A 23,079-nucleotide genomic window follows, 5' to 3' on the forward strand; every position below is an offset into this window, starting at 1 on the left:
ATGCGAGGCAAGCGCATCCTCCTCATCGTCGGCGGCGGGATCGCGGCTTACAAGGCTTGCGAGCTCGTCCGTCTGATCCGCAAGGCCGGCGGGGAGGTGACCTGCGTGCTGACCGAGGGCGGCTCCCATTTCGTGACGGCCATGACCCTCGCCGCCCTCTCCGAAAACAAGGTCTATACGAGCCTGTTCGATCTCAAGGACGAGGTCGAGATGGGGCATATCCAGTTGTCGCGGGCGGCTGACCTCGTCGTCGTCTGCCCGGCCACGGCCGACCTGATGGCGAAGATGGCCGCCGGCATCGCCGATGATCTCGCCACCACCCTCCTCCTCGCCACCAACAAGAAAGTGCTCGCCGCGCCCGCGATGAACGTCCGCATGTGGCAGCACGAGGCGACCAGGCGGAATGTGGCCCAGCTCCGGCGCGACGGCATCACCGTGATCGAGCCCGACGAGGGCGAGATGGCCTGCGGCGAATATGGACCGGGGCGCTTGCCGGAACCGGAGGCGATCCTCGCCGCCATTCAGACCCAATTATCCGTTCGGGCTGAGCCGGTCGAAGCCCTGCCCTTAGCCACATTGCCGGAAGAGAAGGACAGCCCTTCGACAAGCTCAGGGCGAACGGTTGAGGGTAGGCTCGCAGGCAGGCACGTCATCGTCACCGCAGGACCCACGCACGAGCCGATCGATCCGGTGCGGGTGATCGCCAATCGCTCGTCGGGCAAGCAGGGATTCGCGATCGCCGAGGCTCTCGCCGACCTTGGGGCACGGGTAACGCTCGTCTCCGGCCCCGTCGGCCTTGCGACCCCGGCCGGCGTCGACCGCGTCGATGTCGGGACGGCTCGGCAGATGGACGCCGCTGTTTCCGCCGCCCTTCCCGCCGACGCCGCGATACTGGTCGCCGCCGTAGCCGACTGGCGGGTCGAGCCCTCCGCCGCCAAGCTCAAGAAACGCGACGGACCGCCGTCCCTCTCGTGGGAACAGAATTCCGACATCCTTGCCGGCCTCGCGAGTTCCGACCAACGCCCCCGTCTCCTCGTCGGCTTCGCGGCCGAAACCGAGACCGTCGTCGAAGCGGCCCGGGCCAAGCGTCTGGCCAAAGGCTGCGACTGGATCGTCGCCAACGACGTCTCCGGCGACGTGATGGGCGGCAACAGCAATGAAATCCACCTCATCACGGCGGACGGCGTCGAAAGCTGGGACAAGGCGTCCAAGCGAGACGTCGCCCGCCGCCTCGCCGACAGGATCGCCAATGCCCTTGTCTGAAATCCGGATTGCCCTGAAGCGCCTGGCCCATGGCGAGGGACTCCCCCTCCCCTCCTACGCCACCGAACATGCCGCGGGGCTCGACGTGGTCGCCGCCGAGACGCTGACGCTCGCGCCGGGCTCGCGCCACGCCGTCGCCATCGGCTTCGCCATCGCCATCCCGCACGGCTACGAGGTCCAGGTCCGCCCGCGCTCTGGGTTGGCGCTCAAGCACGGCATCACCTGCCTCAACACGCCCGGCACGATCGACAGTGACTATCGCGGCGAAGTGAAGGTGATCCTCGCTAATCTCGGCGCGGAGCCATTCGAGATCTTGCGAGGCGAGCGGATCGCGCAGCTCGTGCCCGCGCCTGTCCAGCGCGCCGCTTTCGCCGAGGTCGCAAGCCTCGACGACACCACCCGTGGAGCCGGGGGATTCGGCTCCACGGGACGGTAAGACGAAGCTTCGAAAATGGACTTGTCCGACCAACAGCTCGACCGTTACGCCCGCCATATCGTCCTCAAGGAGATTGGCGGAGAGGGGCAGCGCAAATTGCTGGAGGGCCACGTCGCCGTGATCGGCGCGGGCGGCGTCGGCTCGCCCGTCATCCAGTATCTCGCGGCGGGCGGCGTCGGAGGGCTCACCATCATCGACGACGATCTGGTGACGCTCTCAAACCTCCAGCGCCAGACCCTGTTCACTGCCGAAGACGAGGGCGCGCCGAAGGCCGAGCGGGCCGCCGCTTTCGCCCGGGCCCTTGATCCCGAAATTGACGCCCGCGCCATTCGCGAACGCATAGCCTCCGAGAATGCCGAGGCGCTGCTCGCCGGCGCCGATGTCGTGATCGATGGTTCCGACAATTTCGCGACGCGCCTCGCCGTGGCCGACGCCTGCACCCGGGCTCATATCCCGCTTGTCTCCGCCGCGCTCGGCCAGTTCCAGGGGCAGATCGGCACGTTCAGGGGATGGGAGACGGCCCAGCCCTGCTATCGCTGCTTCGTCGGCGATGCGTTCGACGCCGACGATTGCGACACCTGCTCCGAGCTGGGCGTGCTCGGCGCGATGGCCGGCATCATGGGGAGCTGGGCGGCGATGGAGGCCATCCGTCAGATCGTCGGTTTCGGAGCCGACCGGGCCGGCCAGGTCCACATCTTCGACGGCCTCGCGCCCGCGATGCGCACGATCCGCATCGTCAAGGATCCGGGGTGCCGGACATGCGGCGACATGTCGAACGCGGAGGAAGCGACGCGCTCATAACGTGAGCCGGCGCGACTCCGATCACGCCCCCAACAGACGGAGCGCGTCGTCGAGATAGTTCAGCGTCTCGCGCGGCTGGGTCCAGTAGGAGAAGGCCAGACCAACCGCCAGGCCCAGCGCCACGAATCGCCAGCCCAGCATGCGTCCCATGAGCGAAGGGCCGGGCGGAGCCGGGCGCTGCGGCCGCGCCGGGGCCTCCGGCGCCGCCGCCTCTTCCGCCGGAAGCCGCAGGATCATCGCTTTCTCGGCCGCGAACTCCTCGGTGGACAGGGCGCCTTGCTCGAACAATCGCGTCAGCCGCTCCAGCGCGTGCAGCCGTCCGTGGACGCGACCGAAATCGGGGCTTTCGGGAAGGGCTTCGACCGGCTTCGGTTGCACGGCAGCGGGCGCGCTGGCCACCAGCGCGACGCCGGGCGACGGCCGGCGCTCCAGCAGTTCATGACCGCGACTGATATTGGGCTTGGCCGAACGCATGACGCGCCGACCCTAAAGCGGGCGCGGTAAAGAATCGCGGAGCGGTCATCCTAAACGGAGCGTCAACCCTGTTCGGGCGTGCCGGGCGGGATGGCGATCAGCTCGATCGTGAACAGCAAGGTCGCGCCGCCGGGGATCGGACCTTTCCCCTTGGCGCCGTAAGCCAGTGGGTAGGGAATCGCGAACTCGTACGTGTCGCCGACGCTCATCAGGGGCACGCCCTCCTGCCAGCCCTTGATAAGACGGGGCAAAGGAAAGGTCGCCGGCTCGCCGCGGGCAACCGAGCTGTCGAACTCGCTGCCGTCGAGGAGGCGGCCCACATAGTGGATCGTGACCGTATCGGTCGGGCTCGGCTTTGCCCCTCCCGGCCCTTCCTTGACCCGGCGATAGCGAAGCCCGCTGGCGGTCGAGGCCCAGCCCTGCTCGCTCTTGAGGTTGAGCAGATAGAGCGCCTGCTCGTTATGCCAGGCGGCATCGCGCTCGACGGGCTGCTGCTGCGCCCGCACCGCGGCGACGCCGGACACCAAAAGAGCCGCCGCCACGCTGGCGACCACATGAAAAGCCTTCATTCCTTCCCCCCTCGTCCCGCACCCGAAACCGCGACGATGCGCTCGCGAAACCATGCGCCCAGCTCTTCCTCCGAAACCTCGCCCGCCGCAAGGGACAGGATTATGCCGACCGCCTCGCCTTTGTCGTAACGCAATTGCATGTCGTTCAGCGCGAGGAAGAGCCGAGCCAATATCCAGGCCGTCCTTTTATTGCCGTCGACGAAAGGATGGTTGCGGGCGATGCCGTAGGCATAGGCCGCGGCCAGCGCCGCCCCGTCGGGCTCCCCATAAGCAGACAAGTTGCGCGCCCACGCGAGGCCGGATTCAAGGCCGCCGGGATCGCGAAGTCCGGCCGGTCCGCCATGTTCAGCGAGTTGCCTGTCGTGGAGCGCCTCCACGATTCGCGGGTCGATCCAGGTCCAGTCTCTCACTTGGCCAGCGCGCGCAGGATATCACGGTCCTCGCGCATGATATCCTCGGCCGCTTGCATCTGCTGCTGGAATTCGGGGTCATAAGGCGACAAGCGGATGCTGCCGTCGGGGGCCTCGGTCGCGTACAGCATGTCGCCCCTGCCGACCCGCAGCCGCGCCAGCATCTCCTTGGGCAGCACGAAGCCCGTCGAATTGCCTACCGCAATCAGCTTAACGGTCTTCGACGGATTCTCGAAAGGCTTGTTCATACATATGTTATAACCACAAATCCTGAAGCGGGCAAGCCCAGCATAGTCAGCCCTTCACTTTCACCGCCGACTTCTTCGCGGGGGCCTTTTTCGCCGCCGACTTCTTCGCTGGCGCCTTCTTCGCCGCCGCCTTCTTCGGCGCGGCTTTCTTCCGTCCCTTCTTCGCTGGCGGCCCCTTGGCGGCGCGATCGTCGATCAGCTGGGCGGCTTCCTCCAGGGTGATCGCCTCAAGTGCGATCGTCTTGGGCAAGGTCGCGTTGGTCGTGCCGTCGGTGACGTAGGCGCCGTAGCGGCCCTCCATCAGCTTGATCTCGAGCTCGGTGCGGGGATGCGCGCCCAGCACCTTCAGAGGCTCGCGCGCGCCGCCTCGCGCGCCCTTAGCGTTGGCCGCGTCGGCGAGCTTGGCGACAGCGGCGTTCATGCCGGTCTCGAAAACCTCGGCGGTGGAGCCGAGGCGGGCATATTTGCCATCATGGGCGAGATAGGGGCCGTAGCGGCCGATGCTCGCCGTGATCGGCTTGCCGCTCTCGGGATGGGCGCCGATTGTGCGCGGCAGCGACAGCAATTTGACCGCCAGATCGAGGTCGAGCTCGCCCGCATCCTTGGGGATTGAGCCGCGCTTGGCCTCCTTGCCCTCGCCCATTTCCACATAAGGACCGAAGCGCCCCGTCTTGCGCACCACATCCTGGCCGGTCTCGGGATGCTGGCCGAGGATTTCGGGGCCTGCATCCGCGCCAGCTTCCTCGGTCCCGCCCTGGCCGAAGCGGCGGGTGAACTTGCATTCGGGATAATTGGAGCATGCGACGAAGGCGCCGAACCGCCCCCCGCGCAACGCCAACTGGCCCTCGCCGCAGGCCGGGCAAAGACGCGGATCGCTGCCGTCTTCCTTTTCCGGAAACAGATAGGGCGCCAGGAATTCATTGAGCGCGGCGGTGATCGCCGACGGCTGCTGCTCCATGATCTCGACGGTCTTGGGCTTGAAATCCTTCCAGAATGCTTCGAGCACCTTTTGCCACTGCTCGCGCCCCCCCGAAATCTCGTCGAGGCTGTCCTCCAGCCCGGCGGTGAAATCATAGGAGACGTAGCGTTCGAAGAAGCGCTCCAGGAACGCCGTCAGCAGGCGCCCGCTCTCGGCCGGAAAGAAGCGGTTCTTGTCGAGCGTGACATAATCCCGGTCCTTCAAGGTCTGGAGCACCGAGGCATAAGTGGAGGGGCGGCCGATGCCGAGCTCCTCCATCTTCTTGACCATGCTGGCTTCGGAATAACGCGGCGGCGGCTGGGTGAAATGCTGCTCGGCATGGACCGATTTCCTGGCCGGAGCGTCGCCTTCGCGCAGGCGCGGCAGGCGGCGGCTATCCTCGTCCTGCTCGTCGTCCCGCCCCTCTTCGTAAAGCGCGAGGAAGCCGGGGAAGAGTACCACTTGGCCGGTGGCGCGCAGCGCATTCTGGCCGGTGCCGTCGGTCATTTCCACGGTCGTCCGCTCCAGCCGTGCCGAGGCCATCTGGCTGGCGAGCGCGCGCTTGAAGACGAGATCGTAGAGCCGGCCGTGATCGCCCGAGCCGGCGCGGTCGCGGCCGAAGTCGGTCGGCCGGATCGCTTCATGCGCTTCCTGCGCATTCTTGGCCTTGGTCGTATAGACGCGGGGCTTGTCGGGGACGTAACCGGCATCGTAGCGGTTCGCGACGGCCTTGCGCGCCGCCGAGATCGCCTCCGGCGCCATGTCGACCCCGTCGGTTCGCATATAGGTGATCGACCCGTCCTCGTAGAGCTGCTGGGCGACGCGCATCGTGTGGCTGGCCGAGAAGCCCAATTTGCGCGCCGCTTCCTGCTGCAATGTCGAGGTGGTGAAGGGCGGCGGCGGGTTGCGGGTGAGCGGCTTTGTCTCAACCGAGGAGACGGTGAAGCGCCCGGCCTCGACCGCCGCCTTGGCGGCCATGGCGGTGCCTTCGTCGCCGATGGTGAGGCGATCGATCTTGTCGCCCTTGTAGCGGACGAGGCGCGCCAGGAACTCGGTCCCGTCCGCTTCCATCGTCGCCGAGACGCTCCAATATTCCTGCGCCTTGAACAGCTCGATCTCGCGCTCGCGGTCCACGATCAGCCGCAGAGCCACCGATTGCACGCGGCCGGCCGACTTGGCGCCGGGCAGCTTGCGCCACAGCACTGGCGACAAGGTGAAGCCGACCAGATAATCGAGCGCGCGGCGGGCGCGATAGGCGTCGATCAGATCCTCGTCGAGCTGGCGCGGCTTCGCCATCGCGTCGGTGACGGCGGATTTGGTGATGGCGTTGAACGTGACTCGTTCGACATGGGCTGGCAGCGCCTTTCGCTTCTGCAGCACCTCCTGCACATGCCAGCTGATCGCCTCGCCTTCGCGATCGGGGTCGGTCGCCAGGATCAACGTGTCGGACTTCTTCGCCTCGTCGGTGATCGCCTTCAATTGCCGCGCCTTGTCGGCGTAATTTTCCCATTCCATCGCGAAGCCGTTGTCGGGATCGACGGATCCGTCCTTGGGCGGCAGATCGCGGACATGGCCGTAGGAGGCGAGCACGCGATAGCCGCTTCCCAGATATTTCTCGATGGTTTTGGCCTTGGCGGGCGATTCGACGACGACGAGCTTCATGTCTGTTCCTGGTCCTTACGCGTACACGTGTAGGTGAGAAGTCGCGGCGGCTGTCGTCAAGCGCCGATCGCATGATAGGTCAATGGCCATGACCGAAATCCGCACCCCCCGCCTGCTTCTCCGCCGCGCCAAAGCCAACGACCTCGACGCGATCCATGCGGTGCTGTCGAACCCGGGGGCGATGCTCTACTGGTCGACGCCGCCGCACGACGGCATCGATCAGACCCGCGAATGGCTGACCGGCATGATCGAGTCGCCGCCCAGCCTGAGCGAGGATTTCGTGATCGAACGCGACGGCCAGGCGATCGGCAAGGTCGGCGCCTGGCGCCTGCCCGATTTCGGCTACATCCTCCATCCGGACCATTGGGGCGCGGGCCTCGCGACCGAAGCGGTCACCGCCTTCCTGACGCACGCATTCGCTCGTCCGGACATCGACTATCTCACCGCCGACATCGACCCGCGCAATGCGGGCTCGATCCGGCTTCTGACCAAGCTCGGCTTTCGCGAGACCGGCCGCGCCGCGCGGACCTGGCACACCCATATCGGCTGGTGCGACAGCGTCTATTTCCGACTGGACAAGCCGCCTAACCGATCAGGCTGACCCGTCCTCCGGCATGCCGTTCGAGGCGGGCGGCCAGCTCCAGTTCCAGCAGCACCGTCTGCACGGCGGCCGGCGCGAGGCCCGACTGGCGCAGCACTTCATCCACCGGAACCGGCGTCGGGCTGAGCAAGTCCAGCACCGCGCTCCGCTCCGCCTCGCTCGCGTCCGCCACGGCGGGAGCCGCGTAATCGAGGCGCTTCTGGGCGAGCGGGCGGAGCTTGAAGGGGCTGATCGTCTCCATCACGTCGTCGGCATTCTGGACAAGGATCGCGCCCTCGCGGATGAGCTGGTTGCAGCCTTGCGCGCGGGGATCAAGCGGCGAGCCCGGCACCGCCATCACGTCGCGACCAAATTCGGTGGCGTAACGCGCGGTGATCAGCGATCCCGATTTGGGCGCCGCCTCGATCACCACCGTGCCGTGCGCCAGGCCGGCGATGATCCGGTTGCGATAGGGAAAATGGCGCGCTCTGGGATCCACCCCCGGCGGCTGCTCGGCGATCAGCAGTCCGCGTTCCGTGATCGCCTGCTGCCGGTCGGCATTTTCAGGCGGATAGGCGACGTCGATGCCGCCGGCGATGATTGCGATGGTGCCGCTCTCCAGCGCGCCGTCATGCGCCGCCGTGTCGATCCCGCGCGCCAGCCCGGAGACGATGACCGCCCCCGCTTCGCCGACCTGCCGTGCCAGCTGGCGGGCGAAGCGGCAGGCGGCGGCCGAGGCGTTGCGCGCGCCGACCATGGCGATGGCGGGCTTTTCGAGCAGCGACAGATGGCCTTTGACGATGAGAGCCGGCGGCGCTGTCTCCAGCTCGGCGAGCAAGGGCGGATAAAGACCCTGGCCGAGGAACAGGTAACGCGCGCCGAGCGCGGCCACCGCCTCCATTTCCCGCTCCACGACGCCACGCGCGACCAGCTTGGGCGCCCGCCCGCCGCCGCGCGCCGCGAGGTCCGGAATCGCGTCGAGCGCCGCGCCCGCCGAGCCGAAGCGGGCGAGCAATTGGAAATAGGTGACGGGGCCGATATTGTCGGAGCGGATCAGCCGCAGCCTGGCGATCTGGTCTTCCGAGGCGGAGCGCTCAAGCATCGGACGGATCGCTTCGGCCGCCGCCGCCGACGCGCGGCTCCGTCCCGGCGAGCAGCCGCTCCAGATTGGCGCGGTGCTTCCAGAATAGGAGCAAGGCGAGGCCGAGATAGACCAGCACGAGGTCGAACCGCCCGAAGGCCGCGGCGGCGACCGGCGCCATCAGCGCGGCCGAGACTCCGGCGGCCGACGAGTAGCGGGTCAGCGCGAGCATCCCCAGCCAGGCCGCCGCATAGAAGATCGACGATTCCCAGTGCAGCGCCGCCATCAGGCCGAAGAATGTGGCCACCCCCTTGCCGCCCCTGAAGCCCAGCCAGACCGGGTAGAGATGGCCGATGAACGCGGCGATCGCCGCCATCTGCTCGTGCCCCGGGAAGAGCCAGGCGACGAGGAGTACCGCGGCCGCCCCCTTGAGACCATCCAGCAACAGGGTGAGCGCGGCCAGCCCCTTGCGGCCGGTGCGCAGCACATTGGTCGCGCCGATATTGCCCGAGCCGATCGCGCGCAGGTCGCCCGCGCCGGCGAAGCGGGTCAGCAGCACGCCGAACGGGATCGACCCCAGAAGATAGCCGAGCAGCAAGGACAGCAGCGGAGCGGCCAGAATATCTGCGTTCACTGGGTAGGTTTCCCCCGAAAGCGCCAGCTTACCAACAAATGACGGCGGCGCAACAATTTGGAATAATGCACTTTATCCCGAAGCGGTTGCACGCCTCGGCGGGCCCGCTAAAGCGGCCGCCGATGACGATCGCAAGAGCGCTGCTGATTTTCGACTCGGGTGTCGGCGGCCTGTCCGTGCTGCGGCCGATACGCGATCTCCTGCCTTCCGCGCCCATCGTCTATGCCGCCGACAATGCCGGCTATCCCTATGGCACCAAGAGCGAGGCCGAGATCGCGGCGCGGGTGCCGGCGCTGCTCGGGCGGCTCGCCGAACGCTTCGATCCGCGGCTCATCGTCATCGCCTGCAACACCGCCTCGACGATCGCGCTGGATGCGGTGCGCGCCGCGCTGGACGTTCCGATCGTGGGAACCGTCCCCGCGATCAAGCCCGCCGCGGCCGTGTCGAAGAGCCGGGTCATCGGCGTGCTCGGCACCGATGCGACCGTGCGCCAGCCTTATGTCGATCGCCTCGCCGCCGAGTTCGCGTCCGACTGCATTGTCCTCCGTCACGGATCGGCCGAGCTGGTGGACCTGGCCGAAGCGAAGCTGCGCGGGGAGCCGGCCAGTCCCGCCGCTTATGCCCGCTGCCTCGACGGCCTGCTCTCGCAACCCGGAGGCGACCGCCTCGATACCATCGTCCTTGCCTGCACCCATTTTCCATTGGTCGAGGAGGAATTGGCCGCCGCCGCGCCCCGGCCGATCGCCTTCGTCGACGGCAATGAGGGAATCGCGCGGCGCACCGCCTGGCTGACCCGCGACCATCGATGGCCGGCGGAGCCCGGCGAAGGCACCGCCATCTTCACGCGCCGCTCGCCCGGCATCGAGGCGTATCGCAAGGGGTTGATTTCTTACGGCCTCGGACGCATCGGGGTCTTGTAGCAGGGTTGTTGCGAGCCGTTCTCACTGGCCTTCCACCCCTCCGATCCATTAAGAACGGCCGAGCACCGGGAGCTTAGACTTGGATTATCAGCGCATATTCGCGCAGGCGATCGATCGGCTGCATGCCGAGGGGCGCTATCGCGTCTTCATCGACATCTTGCGCAACAAGGGCGCCTTTCCCGACGCACGCTGCTTTGCCGGCCATAATGGGCCGAAGCCGATCATCGTCTGGTGCTCCAACGACTATCTGGCGATGGGCCAGCATCCCGACGTGGTCGAGGCGATGGAGGCGGCGCTGCATGATGTCGGCGCCGGATCGGGCGGGACGCGCAACATCGGCGGCAACACCCATTATCATGTCGAGCTGGAGGCCGAGCTCGCCGATCTCCACGGCAAGGAAGCGGGCCTCCTCTTCACGTCCGGTTACATCTCCAACGAGGCGACGCTCTCGACCATCGCCAAATTGCTTCCCGGCTGCGTCATCTTCTCCGACGAATTGAACCACGCCTCGATGATCGCCGGCATCCGCAATTCCGGCTGCGAGAAAAGCGTCTTCCGCCACAATGATCTCGCGCATCTGGAAGAGCTTTTGAGCCAGACACCGGCCGAGGCGCCCAAGCTTATCGCCTTCGAGAGCGTCTATTCGATGGACGGCGACGTGGCGCCGATCGCCGAAATCTGCGACCTCGCCGACCGCTACAACGCCATCACCTATCTCGACGAGGTCCACGCCGTCGGCATGTACGGCCCGCGCGGCGGCGGCATTTCCGAGCGCGACGGGGTCGCCGACCGTCTCACCATCATCGAGGGCACGCTCGGCAAGGCCTTCGGCGTGATGGGCGGCTATATCGCCGCCGACAGGAACATCATCGATGTGGTGAGGAGCTATGCCCCGGGCTTCATCTTCACCACCTCGCTGTCGCCGGTGCTGGTCGCGGGCGCTCTCGCTAGCGTGAAGCACCTCAAGAGCTCCAGCGTCGAGCGCGAGGGCCAGCAGGCCGCCGCCGCGAAGCTGAAGGCGATCTTCGCCGACGCCCATCTGCCGGTGATGAACTCCACCACCCACATCGTGCCCTTGATGGTCGGCGATCCGCTCAAGGCCAAAAGGATCAGCGACATATTGCTCGCCGAATATGGCGTCTATGTGCAGCCCATCAATTATCCCACGGTCCCTCGCGGCACCGAACGCCTGCGCTTTACCCCCGGCCCGGCGCATAGCGAGGAAATGATGCACGATCTCGCCAGGGCGCTGGTCGAAATCTGGGACCGGATGGAGATGAAGCTGGCGGCCTGAGCCGCAATATCCGGTGGCATTCGGCGACGCCTTTAACTAGAGGCTGTGCACCAATCCATGACTGGAGTCTCTCGCGTGGCCGAGCGCATTGCCATCGCTTCCGATCACGCCGCCATCGAGATGAAGGCGGCGCTCGCGGAGCATCTGCGCGGGCTCGGCCATGAGGTGCTGGACCTTGGGCCGGAAGGCGCCGCGTCGGTCGATTATCCGGATTATGGCTACAAGCTCGCCGAGGCGGTCGCTTCAGGCGCGGCCGGCAAGGGCGTCGCCATTTGCGGCTCCGGCATCGGCATCTCGATCGCGGTCAACCGCCATCCCGCCGCCCGCGCCGCGCTCGTCTCGGAGCCGCTTTCCGCCCGCCTCGCCCGCGAACATAACGACGCCAACGTCCTCGCCATGGGCGCGCGGCTGATCGGCGTCGAGATGGCCAAGGAATGCATCGACGTCTTCCTCGCCACCGATTTCGGCGGGGACCGCCACCAGCGCCGCGTCGAGAAGCTTTCCAACCCCGTCTTCGCCAAGGAACCCGCATGAGCAGCCGTCCCGCCAACGACCTCCACGATGTCCAGCCGGCCGGCTTCTTCACCGAGGCCCTACGCGGCGCCGACAGCGCGGTGGCCGACGCCATCGCCGCCGAGCTCGACCGCCAGCAGAACCAGATCGAGCTGATCGCGTCCGAGAACATCGTATCCCGCGCGGTGCTGGAGGCGCAGGGCTCGGTCCTCACCAACAAATATGCGGAAGGCTATCCCGGCCGCCGTTATTATCAGGGCTGTGGGCCGTCGGATTCGGTCGAGACGCTCGCCATCGAGCGGGCCAAAAAGCTGTTCAACTGCGGCTTCGCCAACGTCCAGCCGCATTCGGGCGCGCAGGCCAACGGCGCCGTCATGCTGGCGCTGACCAAGCCGGGCGACGCCATCCTCGGCATGTCCCTGGACGCGGGCGGCCACCTCACCCACGGCGCCAAGCCCGCAATGTCGGGCAAATGGTTCAACGCCATCCAGTACGGCGTCCGCCCCGACGATCATCTCATCGATTTCGACCAGGTCGAGGCCCTTGCGAAGGAGCACCGGCCCAAGCTCATCATCGCCGGCGGCTCGGCCTATCCGCGCCACATCGATTTCGCCCGCTTCCGCGCCATCGCCGACGAGGTGGGCGCGATCTTCATGGTCGACATGGCCCATTTCGCCGGCCTGGTCGCCGCTGGCGAGCACCCGACGCCGTTCGGCCACGCCCATGTCGTCACCACCACCACCCACAAGACCCTGCGCGGCCCGCGCGGCGGCATGGTGCTGACCGATGACGAGGCGATCGCCAAGAAGATCAACTCGGCGGTCTTCCCCGGCCTTCAGGGCGGCCCGCTGATGCACGTCATCGCCGCCAAGGCCGTCGCCTTCGGCGAAGCGCTCCAGCCCGAATTCAAGACCTACGCCCGCGCCGTCATCGAGAACGCCAAGGCGCTCGCAGGCACGTTGAAGGAGCGCGGCGCCGACCTCGTCGCCGGCGGCACCGACACCCATCTCGCCCTGGTCGATCTTCGCCCGCTCGGCATCACCGGCAAGGACGCCGACGAGGCGCTGGAGCGCTCGGCCATCACCTGCAACAAGAACGGCATCCCCTTCGACCCGCTGCCCCCGGTCAAGACCAGCGGCATCCGCATCGGCTCCCCCGCCGGCACCACCCGCGGCTTCGGCGTGCCTGAGTTCCGCCAGATCGGCGACATGATCGCCGACGTGCTGGAGGGCCTGCGCACCAAGGGCGAGGAAGGCGATCCCGCCGTCGAAGCCGACGTTAAGGCGCGCGTCCGCGAACTTTGTGCTCGTTTCCCGATCTACCCGTGACTTCCGTGGCGCAATCCCCATCCGTTCGTGTCGAGCGAAGTCGAGACACCCTTTCGAGCAAAGGCGAGAAATCGCCTCGGCTACGCTCGGCTGGGCCCCTCGACTTCGCTCGGGGCGAACGGGGCTTTGATGCCGCCCGCTAAATATGCGCTGTCCATTCTGCGCCCATGAAGACAGCCAGGTGAAGGACAGCCGTCCGACGGAGGACGGCGCCTCGATCCGCCGGCGCCGGCAATGCGAGGATTGCGGCGCCCGCTTCACCACCTTCGAGCGCATCCAGCTGCGCGAGCTGACGGTGGTCAAGTCCGAGAACCGCCGCGAGCCGTTCGACCGGCTCAAGCTGGAACGCTCGGTCGCGATCGCCTGCCGCAAGCGTCCGGTGTCGCAGGAGCGGATCGACAAGCTGCTCTCCTCGATCCAGCGGCAACTGGAAACGAGCGGCGAGAGCGAGATGGCGTCGAGCCGGATCGGTGAGATGGTGATGAACGGCCTCAAAGCCCTGGACACCGTCGCCTACATCCGCTTCGCCAGCGTCTACAAGGACTTCCGCGAAGCCAAGGATTTCGAGGATTTCGCGGTGACGGTCGGCGAGGCCGGACGAAGCCCGGAGCAATAGCAGTTTTCCGTTCGTGTCGAGCCCTTCGGCTGGCTTTGCCGGCCGCTCAGGATAAACTCCATCGAGACACCCAATCGAGCGAAGCCGAGACCTTACGACATGAGCTTCTGGACGTACATTCTTCGCCTCTCCAACGGCATCTATTATACTGGCCATACGGACGATCTGGATCGCCGGATCGCCGAACATCGAAGCGGGGCGATAAAGCGGTATACTCACGATAAGCGGCCCCTGGAGTTCATGTGGGCGGATGAATTCCCCACCCGCGCGGAAGCGCTGGAGGCCGAGCTCAAGATCAAGAAATGGTCGCGCGCCAAGAAGGAGGCGCTGATCGCCGCCGATTGGGACAAACTGAGCCATTTCGCCGTTCCGCCGGGCGAACGAAATCGAAGAACCTCGGCTTCGCTCGGGGGGGTCCCTCGACTTCGCTCGGGACGAACGGAGGTCAGGGATCATCCGAGGCAATCCGTTCGTGTCGAGCGCAGTCGAGACACCCTCCCGAGCGAAGCCGAGGGACGAATTGACACCGTTACCCACCCCGCCCCCCCCGCCATCGTCCTCGTCCGCCCCCAGCTCGGCGAGAATATCGGCAAGGCGGCGCGGGCGATGCTCAATTTCGGGCTCACTGACTTGAGGCTCGTCACCCCGCGCGACGGCTGGCCCAATCCTTCCGCCGGCCCCGCCGCGTCGGGCGCGGATAGCGTGCTCGAAAAGGCGCGGGTGTTCGGCAGCGTTGCCGAAGCCGTGGCGGATTGCCCGTTCGTCTATGCCACCACCGTGCGCAAGCGCGGCCTCGTCATTCCCGTCGTCTCGCCGGAAGAGACGGCGCGGGAGATTCGCGCGAACGCCGGCCCCTCCGCCATCCTGTTCGGCGCCGAACGCTCCGGTCTCGAGACCGAGGAGGTCGCCGTCGCGCAAAAGATCGTCACCGTTCCGATCAATCCCGAATTCCGCTCGCTGAACCTCGCCCAGGCGGTGATTCTGGTCGCCTACGAATGGTCGAAGCACGCCGATCTCATGATCCCCACCGAAGGGGATCCGGCCGAGCCGCGCGCGGCCCAGGAGCAACTCGAAGGCCTGATCGGCCAGATGGACGAGGCGCTCGCCGCCGCCGGCTATTATTATCCGCCGGATCGCGTCCGCGTCACCAAGAACACGATGCGCACCATCCTCAGCAAGGCCGGCTGGTCGAACCGCGAGATCCAGGCGCTGCGCGGCATGATCCGCGCGCTGGTGAACCCGAGGCAGCGCTAGCTGCGGCGATCGAAAACCAAGCCGCTCATCCTGAGGAGGGACTGAGCCACGGCGAAGGCCCATCTCGAAGGACAGACAAAGCGGTCCTTCGAGACGCCGCTTCGACTTCGCTCAGCGGCTCCTCAGGATGAGCGGTGGTGGTCCGATTCATGTTCGCTGCGTTAACCGCGTGTCTCGTCGTAGCGGTCGAATTCGTAGGCGATCGAGCTTTCGATGAGTGCGTCGTAGAGCGAGGCGATCCGCTCCGCCGGCGCATCCTCGCGCTCCGCCGCCGCCCGCGCCTTGGCGATCACTTCCGCCTTGCGCCGTTCGTCGCGCACCGCCTCGCGATCGGGCTTGATCCGCGCCGCGGCGTCCATGTAGCGGAAACGCTCGGCGAGCAATGCCACGATCCGCTCGTCCAGCCGATCGACGCCGTGGCGGACCTCCGCCATCGTCCGGCAGTCCGCCGGCTTCATTCTTTCTCCAGTCATGCCCGCTCTTTAACGGCCGCGCCCGCCCTGTCGAGGTTGACTTGTCGGGCCGAAGCGGCCAAGAGCCCGCCTTCGCAATTGGCTCCGCACCCCGGTGAAGCGGCAGCCGCGTCGATCCTCCGGATCGGCGGTGCGGTTCCGGGAAGCCTGAACACGAGCAAATTGGAGTATCACATGACAAAGCGCACCAGCGCCAAGTACAAGCTCGACCGCCGCATGGGCGAGAACGTATTCGGACGTCCCAAGAGCCCGGTCAACAAGCGCGAATACGGCCCCGGCCAGCACGGCCAGCGCCGCAAGTCGAAAGTCTCCGACTTCGGCATCCAGCTGCGCGCCAAGCAGAAGCTCAAGGGCTATTATGGCGACGTGACCGAGAAGCAGTTCAAGCGGACCTTCACCGAAGCCGCCCGGATGAAGGGCGACGCCTCGCAGAACCTGATCGGCCTGCTCGAGCGCCGCCTCGACATGGTCGTCTATCGCGCCAAGTTCGCCCCGACCATCTGGTCGGCCCGCCAGATCGTCAACCACGGCCACATCCGCGTCAACGGCGTCAAGTGCAACATCGCGTCGCGCCGGGTGGATGTCGGCGACGTGATCGAGCTCGGCCCCAAGGCGCAGGAGATGGCGCTGGTGATGGAAGCCCAGGGCCTCGCCGAGCGCGACATCCCCGATTATGTCGTTCCCGACGGCAACACCAAGGCGACCTATACCCGCGTGCCGACGCTCGACGAGGTGCCCTATCCGGTGAAGATGGAGCCGAACCTGGTCGTCGAATTCTATTCGCGCTAAGCGTCAGCCAATTGGCGAAGAAGAAGAAGAGCGGTCCTCGGGCCGCTCTTTTTTTGCTCCCCGATGAGGACGGGGAGGTGGCTTACATTCCGACCGCGGACCTGAGAAAGGCGTCGCTCTTGCTGAGCATCTCGATGCGGGCCGCCGAATCTTCGAGATAATGGTCGAGCTTCGGAAAGACGACGAGCTCGACCGCCTTGCCTGCATCGACCAATGCCTCCTTCATGATCTTCGACTGGTTGGGATTGACGTTGCGGTCGCGCTCGCCGTGAAAGATCAGCACCGGCGCGGCGAAGGCGGCGGCGTTCCGTGCTGGCGATCCCTGCGCGACATGGTGGCCCTCGCCGATAAATTCCCGCTGAAGGGCGAAGTTCGTCCAGCCGCGGCTCTCCTCCTTCAGAACGCGAAGATCGGTGACGGGAGCGATCGCGACGATCGCCTTGAAGAGGCCGGGATCGACCACGCCGGCCTGGAGCGCCGCATAGCCGCCATAGGACCAGCCGACGATGGTGAGCCGGGAGGGATCGGCGACGCCCTCGGCGATCAGCCATCGCCCACCGTCGTTGATGTCGCCGATCGCGGTGCGCCAGGCTTTGAAGCCGTTTTCCCGGAACCAATCGTCGCCGTAGCCGGCCGATCCGCGAAAATTGGGCTGGAGCACGGCGAAGCCGCGCGCGGCGAAATATTGCGCCATCCAGTCGAATCCCCATTCGTCTCGTGCCGACGGGCCGCCATGCGGCATGACGATGGCGGGAAGTCCCTTGCCGCTGCTGCCTGCGGGCAAGGTGAGATAAGCTGGGATCATGGCGCCGTCGGCCGCGCGATAGGTGACCGGCTTGACCGACGCGAGGACGACGTCTTCGAGCTGGGGCCGGCTGAGCAGCACCTCGGCGAGCTTGCGGCTGGCCTTGTCATAGACGTAATAGCGACCGGGATCGGTATCGCTGCCGGCCCAGAGCAGCAGCTTGCCCTCGTCCATGCTGGAATCGACGAAGCGGATCAGCGGCAGACCGGGAAGCGCCCGGGAGAGCGCCGCCGCCAGCGCCTTCAGCTCCGGATCGAAATAGGCTGCCCCCCGCTTTTCGGTGGCGAAGCCGGCGCCGACGATGCGGCCGCGGCGACCGATGCGGATGACCTCGTCGACATCGACCAGAGGATGGGCGAACATCAGCTCCTTCCGGAGCGAATCGTCGAGCGCCACCCGGAACAATGCCTTGCGCCCATCCACCTTCTCGAAAGCCCAGGCGAAGCCGCCGTCCACGGCGATCGGGTCCAATCCTTCGCCGGTGACGAAATTGTGGGTCGAGAACTCCTTCCAGTCGTTGCTCTCGTCGAGGCGATAGGAATAACGCCTCCGGTCACCGACCATCTCGGTGGCGCCCCTGACCGACTGCATCCCCTTGATGACGACATGGCCGCGGCCATCGGTGATGAACTCGTGCGCGCCGCGCCGGGCGCTGATCACCTCCTCGAATTCGGCATCGGTCGTATCGACCCGCGACACGCCGTAGGTGTGGATCAGCACCCTCTCCTTCTCGTCCGGCAGCCAGTCGATCACCGCGCCGCCACCAAGGCCTGCATAATCCTCGTCGCCGCCGGCGCTGAGCAGCTGGAATCCCGATCCGTCGGCGTTGACGGCGACCAGGCGGCTGACCGGCAGGTTCCTGCGGTCGGCCCGAACCATCGCGAAGATGGTACAGACCAGCCGCCGGTCGGAAATCCACCGGCAGTGCGACAGACGCTGAGGATCGCCGTCGGCGACGGTGACGAGCTTTGGTTCGCTCCCATCGAGCGTGACGGTGTAGAGCGCCGACCCCTGCCCATCGCGGGGCGTGATATAGGCCAGCTTCGTGCCGTCGGGAGACATGCTGATTTGCTCGACGCTCTCCCTGAGGCCGAAGGCCGCGGCCGGATCCGCCGGCTTATTGGCCTGGAGCAGGAGCGCGCCCGTCAGGACGAGCATCGCGCGGGTTAGCATCGCGTTCCTCCTTTGAAGCGCGCTACATTCCCATCGACGCGCGAAGAAAGGCGTCGCTCTTCTTGAGCATGTTGGTGCGGACGGCCGAATCCTCGAGATAATGGTCGAGCTTGGGATAGACGACCAGCTCCACCTCCTTGCCGGCGTCGGTGAGCTTGTCTTTCATGAAGATCGACTCCTTGACGTCCACATTGGCGTCGACGTCGCCGTGGAACATCAGCACCGGCGCCTTGATCTTCTCGGCATTCTGCGCCGGCGATCCCTCTCGGATATGCGGCCCGCTGCCGATGAAGTCACGGGACAAGGCGAAATTGGTGAAGAAGCGCGATTCCTCCTTGAGCAAAGCGAGGTCCGTCACCGGCGCGATGGCGATGATCGCCTTGAACAGGTCGGGCGCGACCACGTTCGACTGCAACGCCGCATAGCCGCCATAGGACCAGCCGACGACGGCGAGCTTGGCCGGATCGGCGATCCCCTCGGCGATAAGGTAGCGGCCCGCGTCATTGACGTCGCCGATCGCCGTCCGCCACGACTGGAAGCCGTTCTTCTGGAACCAGGCGTCGCCGTAGCCGGCCGAGCCGCGGAAATTGGGCTGGAGTACCGCATAGCCGCGATTGGCGTAATATTGCGACAGCCAGTCGAACCCCCATTCGTCGCGCGCGCTCGGGCCGCCGTGGGGCATCACGATCGCGGGAAGGTTCTTGGCCGTCACACCCGGCGGCAAGGTGAGATAGCCCGGCACCATCGTGCCGTCGGCCGCCTTGTAGTTGATCGGCTTCACCTCGGCGAGCTTGACGCCTTCGAGCTGCGGCCGGCTGAGCATGATCTCCTCCAGCTTCCGCTCGCCCTTGTCGTAGATATAGAAACGGCCCGGATCGGTGTCGCTCCCCGCTCGCATCAGCAGCTTGCTCTCGTCCATCGACGAATCGATGAAACTGATCAACGGCAGGCCGGGAAGCGCCTTGGAGAGCGAATCGGCCAGCGCCTTCAGCTCCTTGTCGAAATAGAGGCTCTCGCGCTTGTCGGTGACGAAGCTCGCGCCGACGACCCGGTCGCGGCGGCCGATCCGGATCAGCCCGTCAATATCGACCCGCGGATGCGAGGCGACCAGCTCCTTGCGGCCCGAACCGTCGAGCGCCATCCGGTAGAGCGCGTCCCTGCCATCGGTTTTCTCGAAAATATAAGCGACGTCGAGATCGGGATCGACCGCCACCGGCCTGATTCCGACCTCGGTCACCGTGTTATATTCGCCGAGCGTCCGCCAGTCGTCGGATCCCTTCGCCCGATAGGAATAATAGATGGTCGCCCCCATCTGGCCGGTGGCGCCCTGCGGCGGCCGCATCGCCATGATGCGGATGGTTCCGCGCCCGTCCGAAATATAGTTGCTGGCGTTGCGCTTGGCGCTTTCGACGTCGCGACGGGCCAGGGTGCGGGTATCTACCCGCTCCACGCCGAACCCGTCCTTCTTCTGCTCAATCCGGGTATTCTCGCGATGCTCGGGTATGTAATCCTTGCCCATCAGCACGGCGCCGTCCTCGTCGGGCAACCAGTCGACGATGCTTCCCCCGTAGATCGCGTAGCGCGCCTGGTGCCGGTTATCGAGTTCGCTCAGCACCTTCACGTCCGAGCCGTCGGAATCGACCGCGAAAAGGCGCGTGACGGTGATCGGGAAGCCCTGGATATCGACCATGCCATAGACCGAACAGACCGCGCGATCGTCGGCCACGAAGCTGCATCCGCCCAAGCGCTGTGGATTGCCGTCCGCGGCCGCCATCAGCTGCGAGGCGCCGGTGGCGAGGTTCACGCTGTAAGCGGCGGACCCCTGCCCCGCGCGCGGCGCGACATAGATGAGCGAGGCGCCGTCGGGCGAGAGGCTGACGCTCTCGACACTCTCGCGCACGCCGAACGCGGCGGCGGGATCGGCCGGAGCATTGGCGGGCAACAGGAAAAGCGCGGCCGCTGCGGTAGAAATACGGTAAATCATCAATCCCCCCAGAAACTTCAGCGCCGAACGGCGCTTCCGCGAACATGGCAAGGTCGGAACGGGCGCGCAAGCTTGCGTGCGTTCGGTCGCGGTGCCAGAAGGCGCCCGATCCCGGAAAAGAGCCCACAGGAGAGACCATGTCCGCGCGCACCCATTTCGGCCTTGCCGCGGCGGCCCTGCTCGCCGCCTGCGCTCCCACGACACAGGAAGGGCCGGCCGCGACGGCCTCCGCATCGGCGCCCGAAATCTCGCTCGATACGCTGAAGACGGTAACGCAGCTTCTCTCCTCCGACGAATATCAGGGCCGCGCGCCGACCACGCCGGGCGAGGAGAAGACGGTCGCGCTGATCGCCGACCGTTTCGAGAAAGCCGGGCTCCGGCCGGGCAATGAAGGCAACTGGTTCCAGGACGTGCCTTTGGTCGAGACGATTGCGACGCCGACTCCGCTCAGGGTCACCGGCGGCGCCGAGCCGCTGACGTTCGAATTTCGCACCGACATGGTCGCCAACACGTACCAGGTGCAGCCCTCGGTCAGCCTCGACAATAGCGACATCGTCTTCGTCGGTTACGGCATCAACGCGCCCGAGCGCGGCTGGAACGACTATGCCGGCGTCGACGTGAAGGGAAAGACGGTCGTCATCCTGATCAACGATCCCGACTACCAGACGCAGGGCCTGGAAGGCCCGTTCAACGGCCGCGCGATGACCTATTATGGCCGCTGGACCTACAAATATGAGGAAGCCGCGCGGCAGGGCGCGGCGGCCGCCTTCATCGTCCACGAGACCGAGCCCGCTTCCTATGGCTGGAACGTCGTCCAATCCTCTTGGACCGGCGCGCAGTATAATATGGACGCCGCCAACAACCATATGGATCAGTCCAGGGTGATCGGCTGGCTGACGAACGAGGCGTCACAACAGCTGTTCGCCGCCGCCGGCAAGGATCTGGCGTCCCTCTCCGCCGCGGCGAAGCAGAAGGGCTTCAAGGCCGTGCCGCTCGGTCTCCAGGCCTCGGTCGGCCTCACCAACGAGATCAAGCGCCAGGCGTCCAGGAACGTGATCGGCGTGCTGCCCGGCGCGACGCGGCCCGACGAATATGTGATCTACACCGCCCATTGGGACCATCTCGGCATTTGCGACGCGGTGGACGGCGACAGCATCTGCAACGGCGCCGTCGACAACGCCACCGGCACGGCCGGGCTGGTCGCTCTCGCCGAAGCCCATGCCAAAGCCGGCCCCGCCGACCGTTCGATCGTCTTCCTTGCCGTGACGGCCGAGGAATCCGGCCTGCTCGGCTCGCGTTACTATGGCGAGAACCCGGTCTATCCCCACGCCCAGACGGTTGGCGGGATCAACATGGACGGCTTGAACGTGGTTGGCAACACACGCGACCTCGTCGTCATCGGCAAGGGCAAATCGGGGCTGGAAGATTATCTCCAGCGCGCCGCGGACGACATGGGCCTGGACCTCAAGAACGAGCCGACGCCGGAGGCCGGCTATTATTACCGCTCCGACCATTTCAGCCTCGCCAAGTTCGGCGTTCCGATGCTCTATGCCGAGAGCGGCGAGGATCTGGTCGACGGAGGCATCGCCGCCGGCCGCGCCGCCGCCGAGGATTATCGCGCCAACCGCTACCATCAGCCGAGCGACGAATATGACCCGGCCTGGAACTGGGATGGCGCGATCCGCGACCTCTCCCTTTACTACCGCATCGGCCGCGATCTCGCGGAAAGCGATGCCTGGCCCAATTGGGTCGAAGGCGACGAATTCCGCGCCATCCGCGACAGGAGCCGGGCGGGAGCCCAATGACCGCGCGCCAGCCGCCCGAATGGGCGCCCCATGAATGGGTCTGGATCGGCTTTCCAAGCCACGCCGATCTGTGGGAGGACGATCTGGAGTCCGCCCGCGCCGAGGTGCTCGCCTTTGCCCGCGCCGTCCATGCCGGCGGCAAAGGCGAGCAGGTCCGCCTCGTCGTGGCCGATCCGGAATCCACCGCGCGCGCGCGCGCGCTGGCCGGCCCGGACATCGAGGTGGTCCAGGAGATGTTCGGCGACATCTGGCTGCGCGACACCGCGCCGCTCATCCTCAACAGATCGGGCGGCGGGCGCTCGGCGGCCGATTTCGCCTTCAACGGCTGGGGCGGCAAATATGAGCTGGAGGGGGACGACACGATCGGCCGCCGCCTCGCCGATACGATGGGCCTGGAGGCCGATCGCCACGACTGGATATTGGAAGGCGGCGCGATCGACGTCGACGGCACCGGCCTCGCCGTCACCACCGAGCAATGCCTGCTCAACCCCAACCGCAACAAGGGCATGAGCCGCGACGAAGTGGAGGCGCGGCTGAAAAGCGACCTCGGCCTCGAGCGCATCCTCTGGCTCGGCGACGGGCTTTTGAACGACCATACCGACGGCCATGTCGACAATCTCGCCCGTTTCGTCGGCGAAGGCCGCATCGCCATCCCCGTTCCCGCCGGCGTCGACGATCCCAATATCGCCGTCTATGAAGATGCGAAGGAACGCGCGGAGGCGTTCGGCCTGGAGGTCGTCCCCCTTCCCTCGCCCGGCCGCGTCGAGCGTGATGGCGAAATCATTCCGGCTTCCTATATGAATTTCTACATCGGCAATGCGGCGGTCGTGGTCCCGCTCTACGGCGCGGCCAACGATGACGCCGCCGTGGAAGCGATCGGCGCCCTGTTCCCCGGACGCGAGGCGGTGGGGTTCCGGGCCGACCATATCCTCACCGGCGGCGGCAGCTTCCACTGCATCAGCCAGCAGGTGCCGGTGTGACGCGTTTTGAAAACCGCTCATCCTGAGGA

General features: G+C 66.3%; 23 protein-coding genes. 13 read left to right on the forward strand and 10 right to left on the reverse strand.

Annotated elements, in window-relative coordinates; genetic code table 11:
• Genes ACFQRC_RS02720 through ACFQRC_RS02730 form a run of 3 tightly spaced genes read left to right on the forward strand, consistent with a single transcriptional unit; the run spans window position 1 to window position 2,500 of the window.
• Window positions 1-1,263, forward strand: coding sequence for a bifunctional phosphopantothenoylcysteine decarboxylase/phosphopantothenate synthase (locus ACFQRC_RS02720; protein ID WP_379960387.1), 1,263 nt, complete (start codon window positions 1-3; stop codon window positions 1,261-1,263).
• Complete coding sequence (dut, locus tag ACFQRC_RS02725; protein ID WP_379957492.1) at window positions 1,250-1,699, forward strand: dUTP diphosphatase; 450 nt, start codon at window positions 1,250-1,252, stop codon at window positions 1,697-1,699. Before ACFQRC_RS02720 ends, dut begins: the two co-directional genes overlap by 14 nt.
• A gap of 15 nt (window positions 1,700-1,714) precedes the next feature.
• Complete coding sequence (locus tag ACFQRC_RS02730) at window positions 1,715-2,500, forward strand: HesA/MoeB/ThiF family protein (protein ID WP_379957494.1); 786 nt, start codon at window positions 1,715-1,717, stop codon at window positions 2,498-2,500.
• Between the two features lie 21 nt (window positions 2,501-2,521).
• Here the strand turns inward: ACFQRC_RS02730 and ACFQRC_RS02735 are convergent, their stop codons facing one another.
• The 5 genes from ACFQRC_RS02735 to topA form a co-directional block, all read right to left on the reverse strand.
• Complete coding sequence (locus ACFQRC_RS02735; protein WP_379957496.1) at window positions 2,522-2,974, reverse strand: hypothetical protein; 453 nt, start codon at window positions 2,972-2,974, stop codon at window positions 2,522-2,524.
• 62 nt (window positions 2,975-3,036) lie between these two features.
• Entirely contained in the window at window positions 3,037-3,543 is a 507-nt protein-coding gene (locus ACFQRC_RS02740) for an FKBP-type peptidyl-prolyl cis-trans isomerase (protein WP_379957498.1), read from the reverse strand.
• Entirely contained in the window at window positions 3,540-3,953 is a 414-nt protein-coding gene (locus ACFQRC_RS02745) for a type II toxin-antitoxin system death-on-curing family toxin (protein WP_379957500.1), read from the reverse strand. Before ACFQRC_RS02745 ends, ACFQRC_RS02740 begins: the two co-directional genes overlap by 4 nt.
• Complete coding sequence (locus ACFQRC_RS02750) at window positions 3,950-4,201, reverse strand: AbrB/MazE/SpoVT family DNA-binding domain-containing protein (RefSeq protein WP_379957502.1); 252 nt, start codon at window positions 4,199-4,201, stop codon at window positions 3,950-3,952. The genes ACFQRC_RS02745 and ACFQRC_RS02750 overlap by 4 nt, the downstream gene beginning before the upstream one ends.
• A gap of 46 nt (window positions 4,202-4,247) precedes the next feature.
• Window positions 4,248-6,821, reverse strand: coding sequence for a type I DNA topoisomerase (gene topA, locus ACFQRC_RS02755; protein ID WP_379957504.1), 2,574 nt, complete (start codon window positions 6,819-6,821; stop codon window positions 4,248-4,250).
• Between the two features lie 82 nt (window positions 6,822-6,903).
• Here topA and ACFQRC_RS02760 point away from each other — a divergent pair, with 82 nt between their 5' ends.
• Window positions 6,904-7,422 carry a GNAT family N-acetyltransferase gene (locus tag ACFQRC_RS02760; protein ID WP_379957506.1) on the forward strand — a complete coding sequence of 173 codons (519 nt, stop codon included), beginning with the start codon at window positions 6,904-6,906 and terminating at the stop codon, window positions 7,420-7,422.
• On the opposite strand, the gene dprA is transcribed toward ACFQRC_RS02760, so the two are convergent.
• Together dprA and plsY are read right to left on the reverse strand one after the other, a co-directional pair.
• Window positions 7,406-8,503, reverse strand: a complete 1,098-nt coding sequence (gene dprA, locus ACFQRC_RS02765) for a DNA-processing protein DprA (RefSeq protein WP_379957508.1) — start codon at window positions 8,501-8,503, stop codon at window positions 7,406-7,408. The two genes, ACFQRC_RS02760 and dprA, sit on opposite strands and share 17 nt — an antisense overlap.
• Window positions 8,496-9,116 (reverse strand): glycerol-3-phosphate 1-O-acyltransferase PlsY, encoded by a 621-nt coding sequence (gene plsY, locus ACFQRC_RS02770; protein ID WP_379957510.1) that lies wholly within the window; start codon window positions 9,114-9,116, stop codon window positions 8,496-8,498. Before plsY ends, dprA begins: the two co-directional genes overlap by 8 nt.
• Before the next feature lie 122 nt (window positions 9,117-9,238).
• On the opposite strand from plsY, the gene murI reads away from it, so the two are divergent.
• The 6 genes from murI (at window position 9,239) to ACFQRC_RS02800 (ending at window position 15,041) form a co-directional block, all read left to right on the forward strand.
• Entirely contained in the window at window positions 9,239-10,036 is a 798-nt protein-coding gene (murI, locus tag ACFQRC_RS02775; RefSeq protein ID WP_379957512.1) for a glutamate racemase, read from the forward strand.
• A gap of 79 nt (window positions 10,037-10,115) precedes the next feature.
• Window positions 10,116-11,330 carry a 5-aminolevulinate synthase gene (gene hemA / locus ACFQRC_RS02780; RefSeq protein ID WP_379957514.1) on the forward strand — a complete coding sequence of 405 codons (1,215 nt, stop codon included), beginning with the start codon at window positions 10,116-10,118 and terminating at the stop codon, window positions 11,328-11,330.
• A gap of 75 nt (window positions 11,331-11,405) precedes the next feature.
• Window positions 11,406-11,864, forward strand: coding sequence for a ribose 5-phosphate isomerase B (gene rpiB, locus ACFQRC_RS02785; protein ID WP_379957516.1), 459 nt, complete (start codon window positions 11,406-11,408; stop codon window positions 11,862-11,864).
• Window positions 11,861-13,171, forward strand: coding sequence for a serine hydroxymethyltransferase (glyA, locus tag ACFQRC_RS02790; RefSeq protein ID WP_379957518.1), 1,311 nt, complete (start codon window positions 11,861-11,863; stop codon window positions 13,169-13,171). Before rpiB ends, glyA begins: the two co-directional genes overlap by 4 nt.
• Window positions 13,172-13,316: 145 nt before the next feature.
• Complete coding sequence (nrdR, locus tag ACFQRC_RS02795) at window positions 13,317-13,787, forward strand: transcriptional regulator NrdR (RefSeq protein ID WP_379957520.1); 471 nt, start codon at window positions 13,317-13,319, stop codon at window positions 13,785-13,787.
• 99 nt (window positions 13,788-13,886) lie between these two features.
• Window positions 13,887-15,041: a TrmJ/YjtD family RNA methyltransferase gene (locus ACFQRC_RS02800; protein ID WP_379957522.1), complete on the forward strand. Its 1,155-nt coding sequence runs from the start codon at window positions 13,887-13,889 to the stop codon at window positions 15,039-15,041.
• A 161-nt stretch (window positions 15,042-15,202) separates the two neighbouring features.
• Here the strand turns inward: ACFQRC_RS02800 and ACFQRC_RS02805 are convergent, their stop codons facing one another.
• A complete protein-coding gene (locus ACFQRC_RS02805) occupies window positions 15,203-15,514 on the reverse strand; it encodes a chorismate mutase (RefSeq protein WP_379957524.1) in 312 nt (103 codons plus the stop codon).
• 174 nt (window positions 15,515-15,688) lie between these two features.
• Between ACFQRC_RS02805 and rpsD the strand changes: the two genes are divergently transcribed.
• Window positions 15,689-16,303 (forward strand): 30S ribosomal protein S4, encoded by a 615-nt coding sequence (gene rpsD, locus ACFQRC_RS02810; RefSeq protein WP_379957526.1) that lies wholly within the window; start codon window positions 15,689-15,691, stop codon window positions 16,301-16,303.
• Between the two features lie 82 nt (window positions 16,304-16,385).
• Here rpsD and ACFQRC_RS02815 read toward each other — a convergent pair whose 3' ends face one another.
• Window positions 16,386-18,281, reverse strand: coding sequence for a S9 family peptidase (locus tag ACFQRC_RS02815; protein ID WP_379957529.1), 1,896 nt, complete (start codon window positions 18,279-18,281; stop codon window positions 16,386-16,388).
• A 22-nt stretch (window positions 18,282-18,303) separates the two neighbouring features.
• A complete protein-coding gene (locus ACFQRC_RS02820) occupies window positions 18,304-20,265 on the reverse strand; it encodes an alpha/beta hydrolase family protein (protein WP_379957531.1) in 1,962 nt (653 codons plus the stop codon).
• 137 nt (window positions 20,266-20,402) lie between these two features.
• On the opposite strand from ACFQRC_RS02820, the gene ACFQRC_RS02825 reads away from it, so the two are divergent.
• Together ACFQRC_RS02825 and ACFQRC_RS02830 are read left to right on the forward strand one after the other, a co-directional pair.
• A complete protein-coding gene (locus ACFQRC_RS02825) occupies window positions 20,403-22,070 on the forward strand; it encodes a M28 family metallopeptidase (protein WP_379957533.1) in 1,668 nt (555 codons plus the stop codon).
• Window positions 22,067-23,050 carry an agmatine deiminase family protein gene (locus ACFQRC_RS02830; RefSeq protein WP_379957535.1) on the forward strand — a complete coding sequence of 328 codons (984 nt, stop codon included), beginning with the start codon at window positions 22,067-22,069 and terminating at the stop codon, window positions 23,048-23,050. Before ACFQRC_RS02825 ends, ACFQRC_RS02830 begins: the two co-directional genes overlap by 4 nt.
• The last annotated feature ends 29 nt before the right edge of the window (window positions 23,051-23,079 follow it).

The organism is Enterovirga sp. GCM10030262 (assembly GCF_042666435.1).
Taxonomy (GTDB): Bacteria; Pseudomonadota; Alphaproteobacteria; order Sphingomonadales; family Sphingomonadaceae; genus Allosphingosinicella.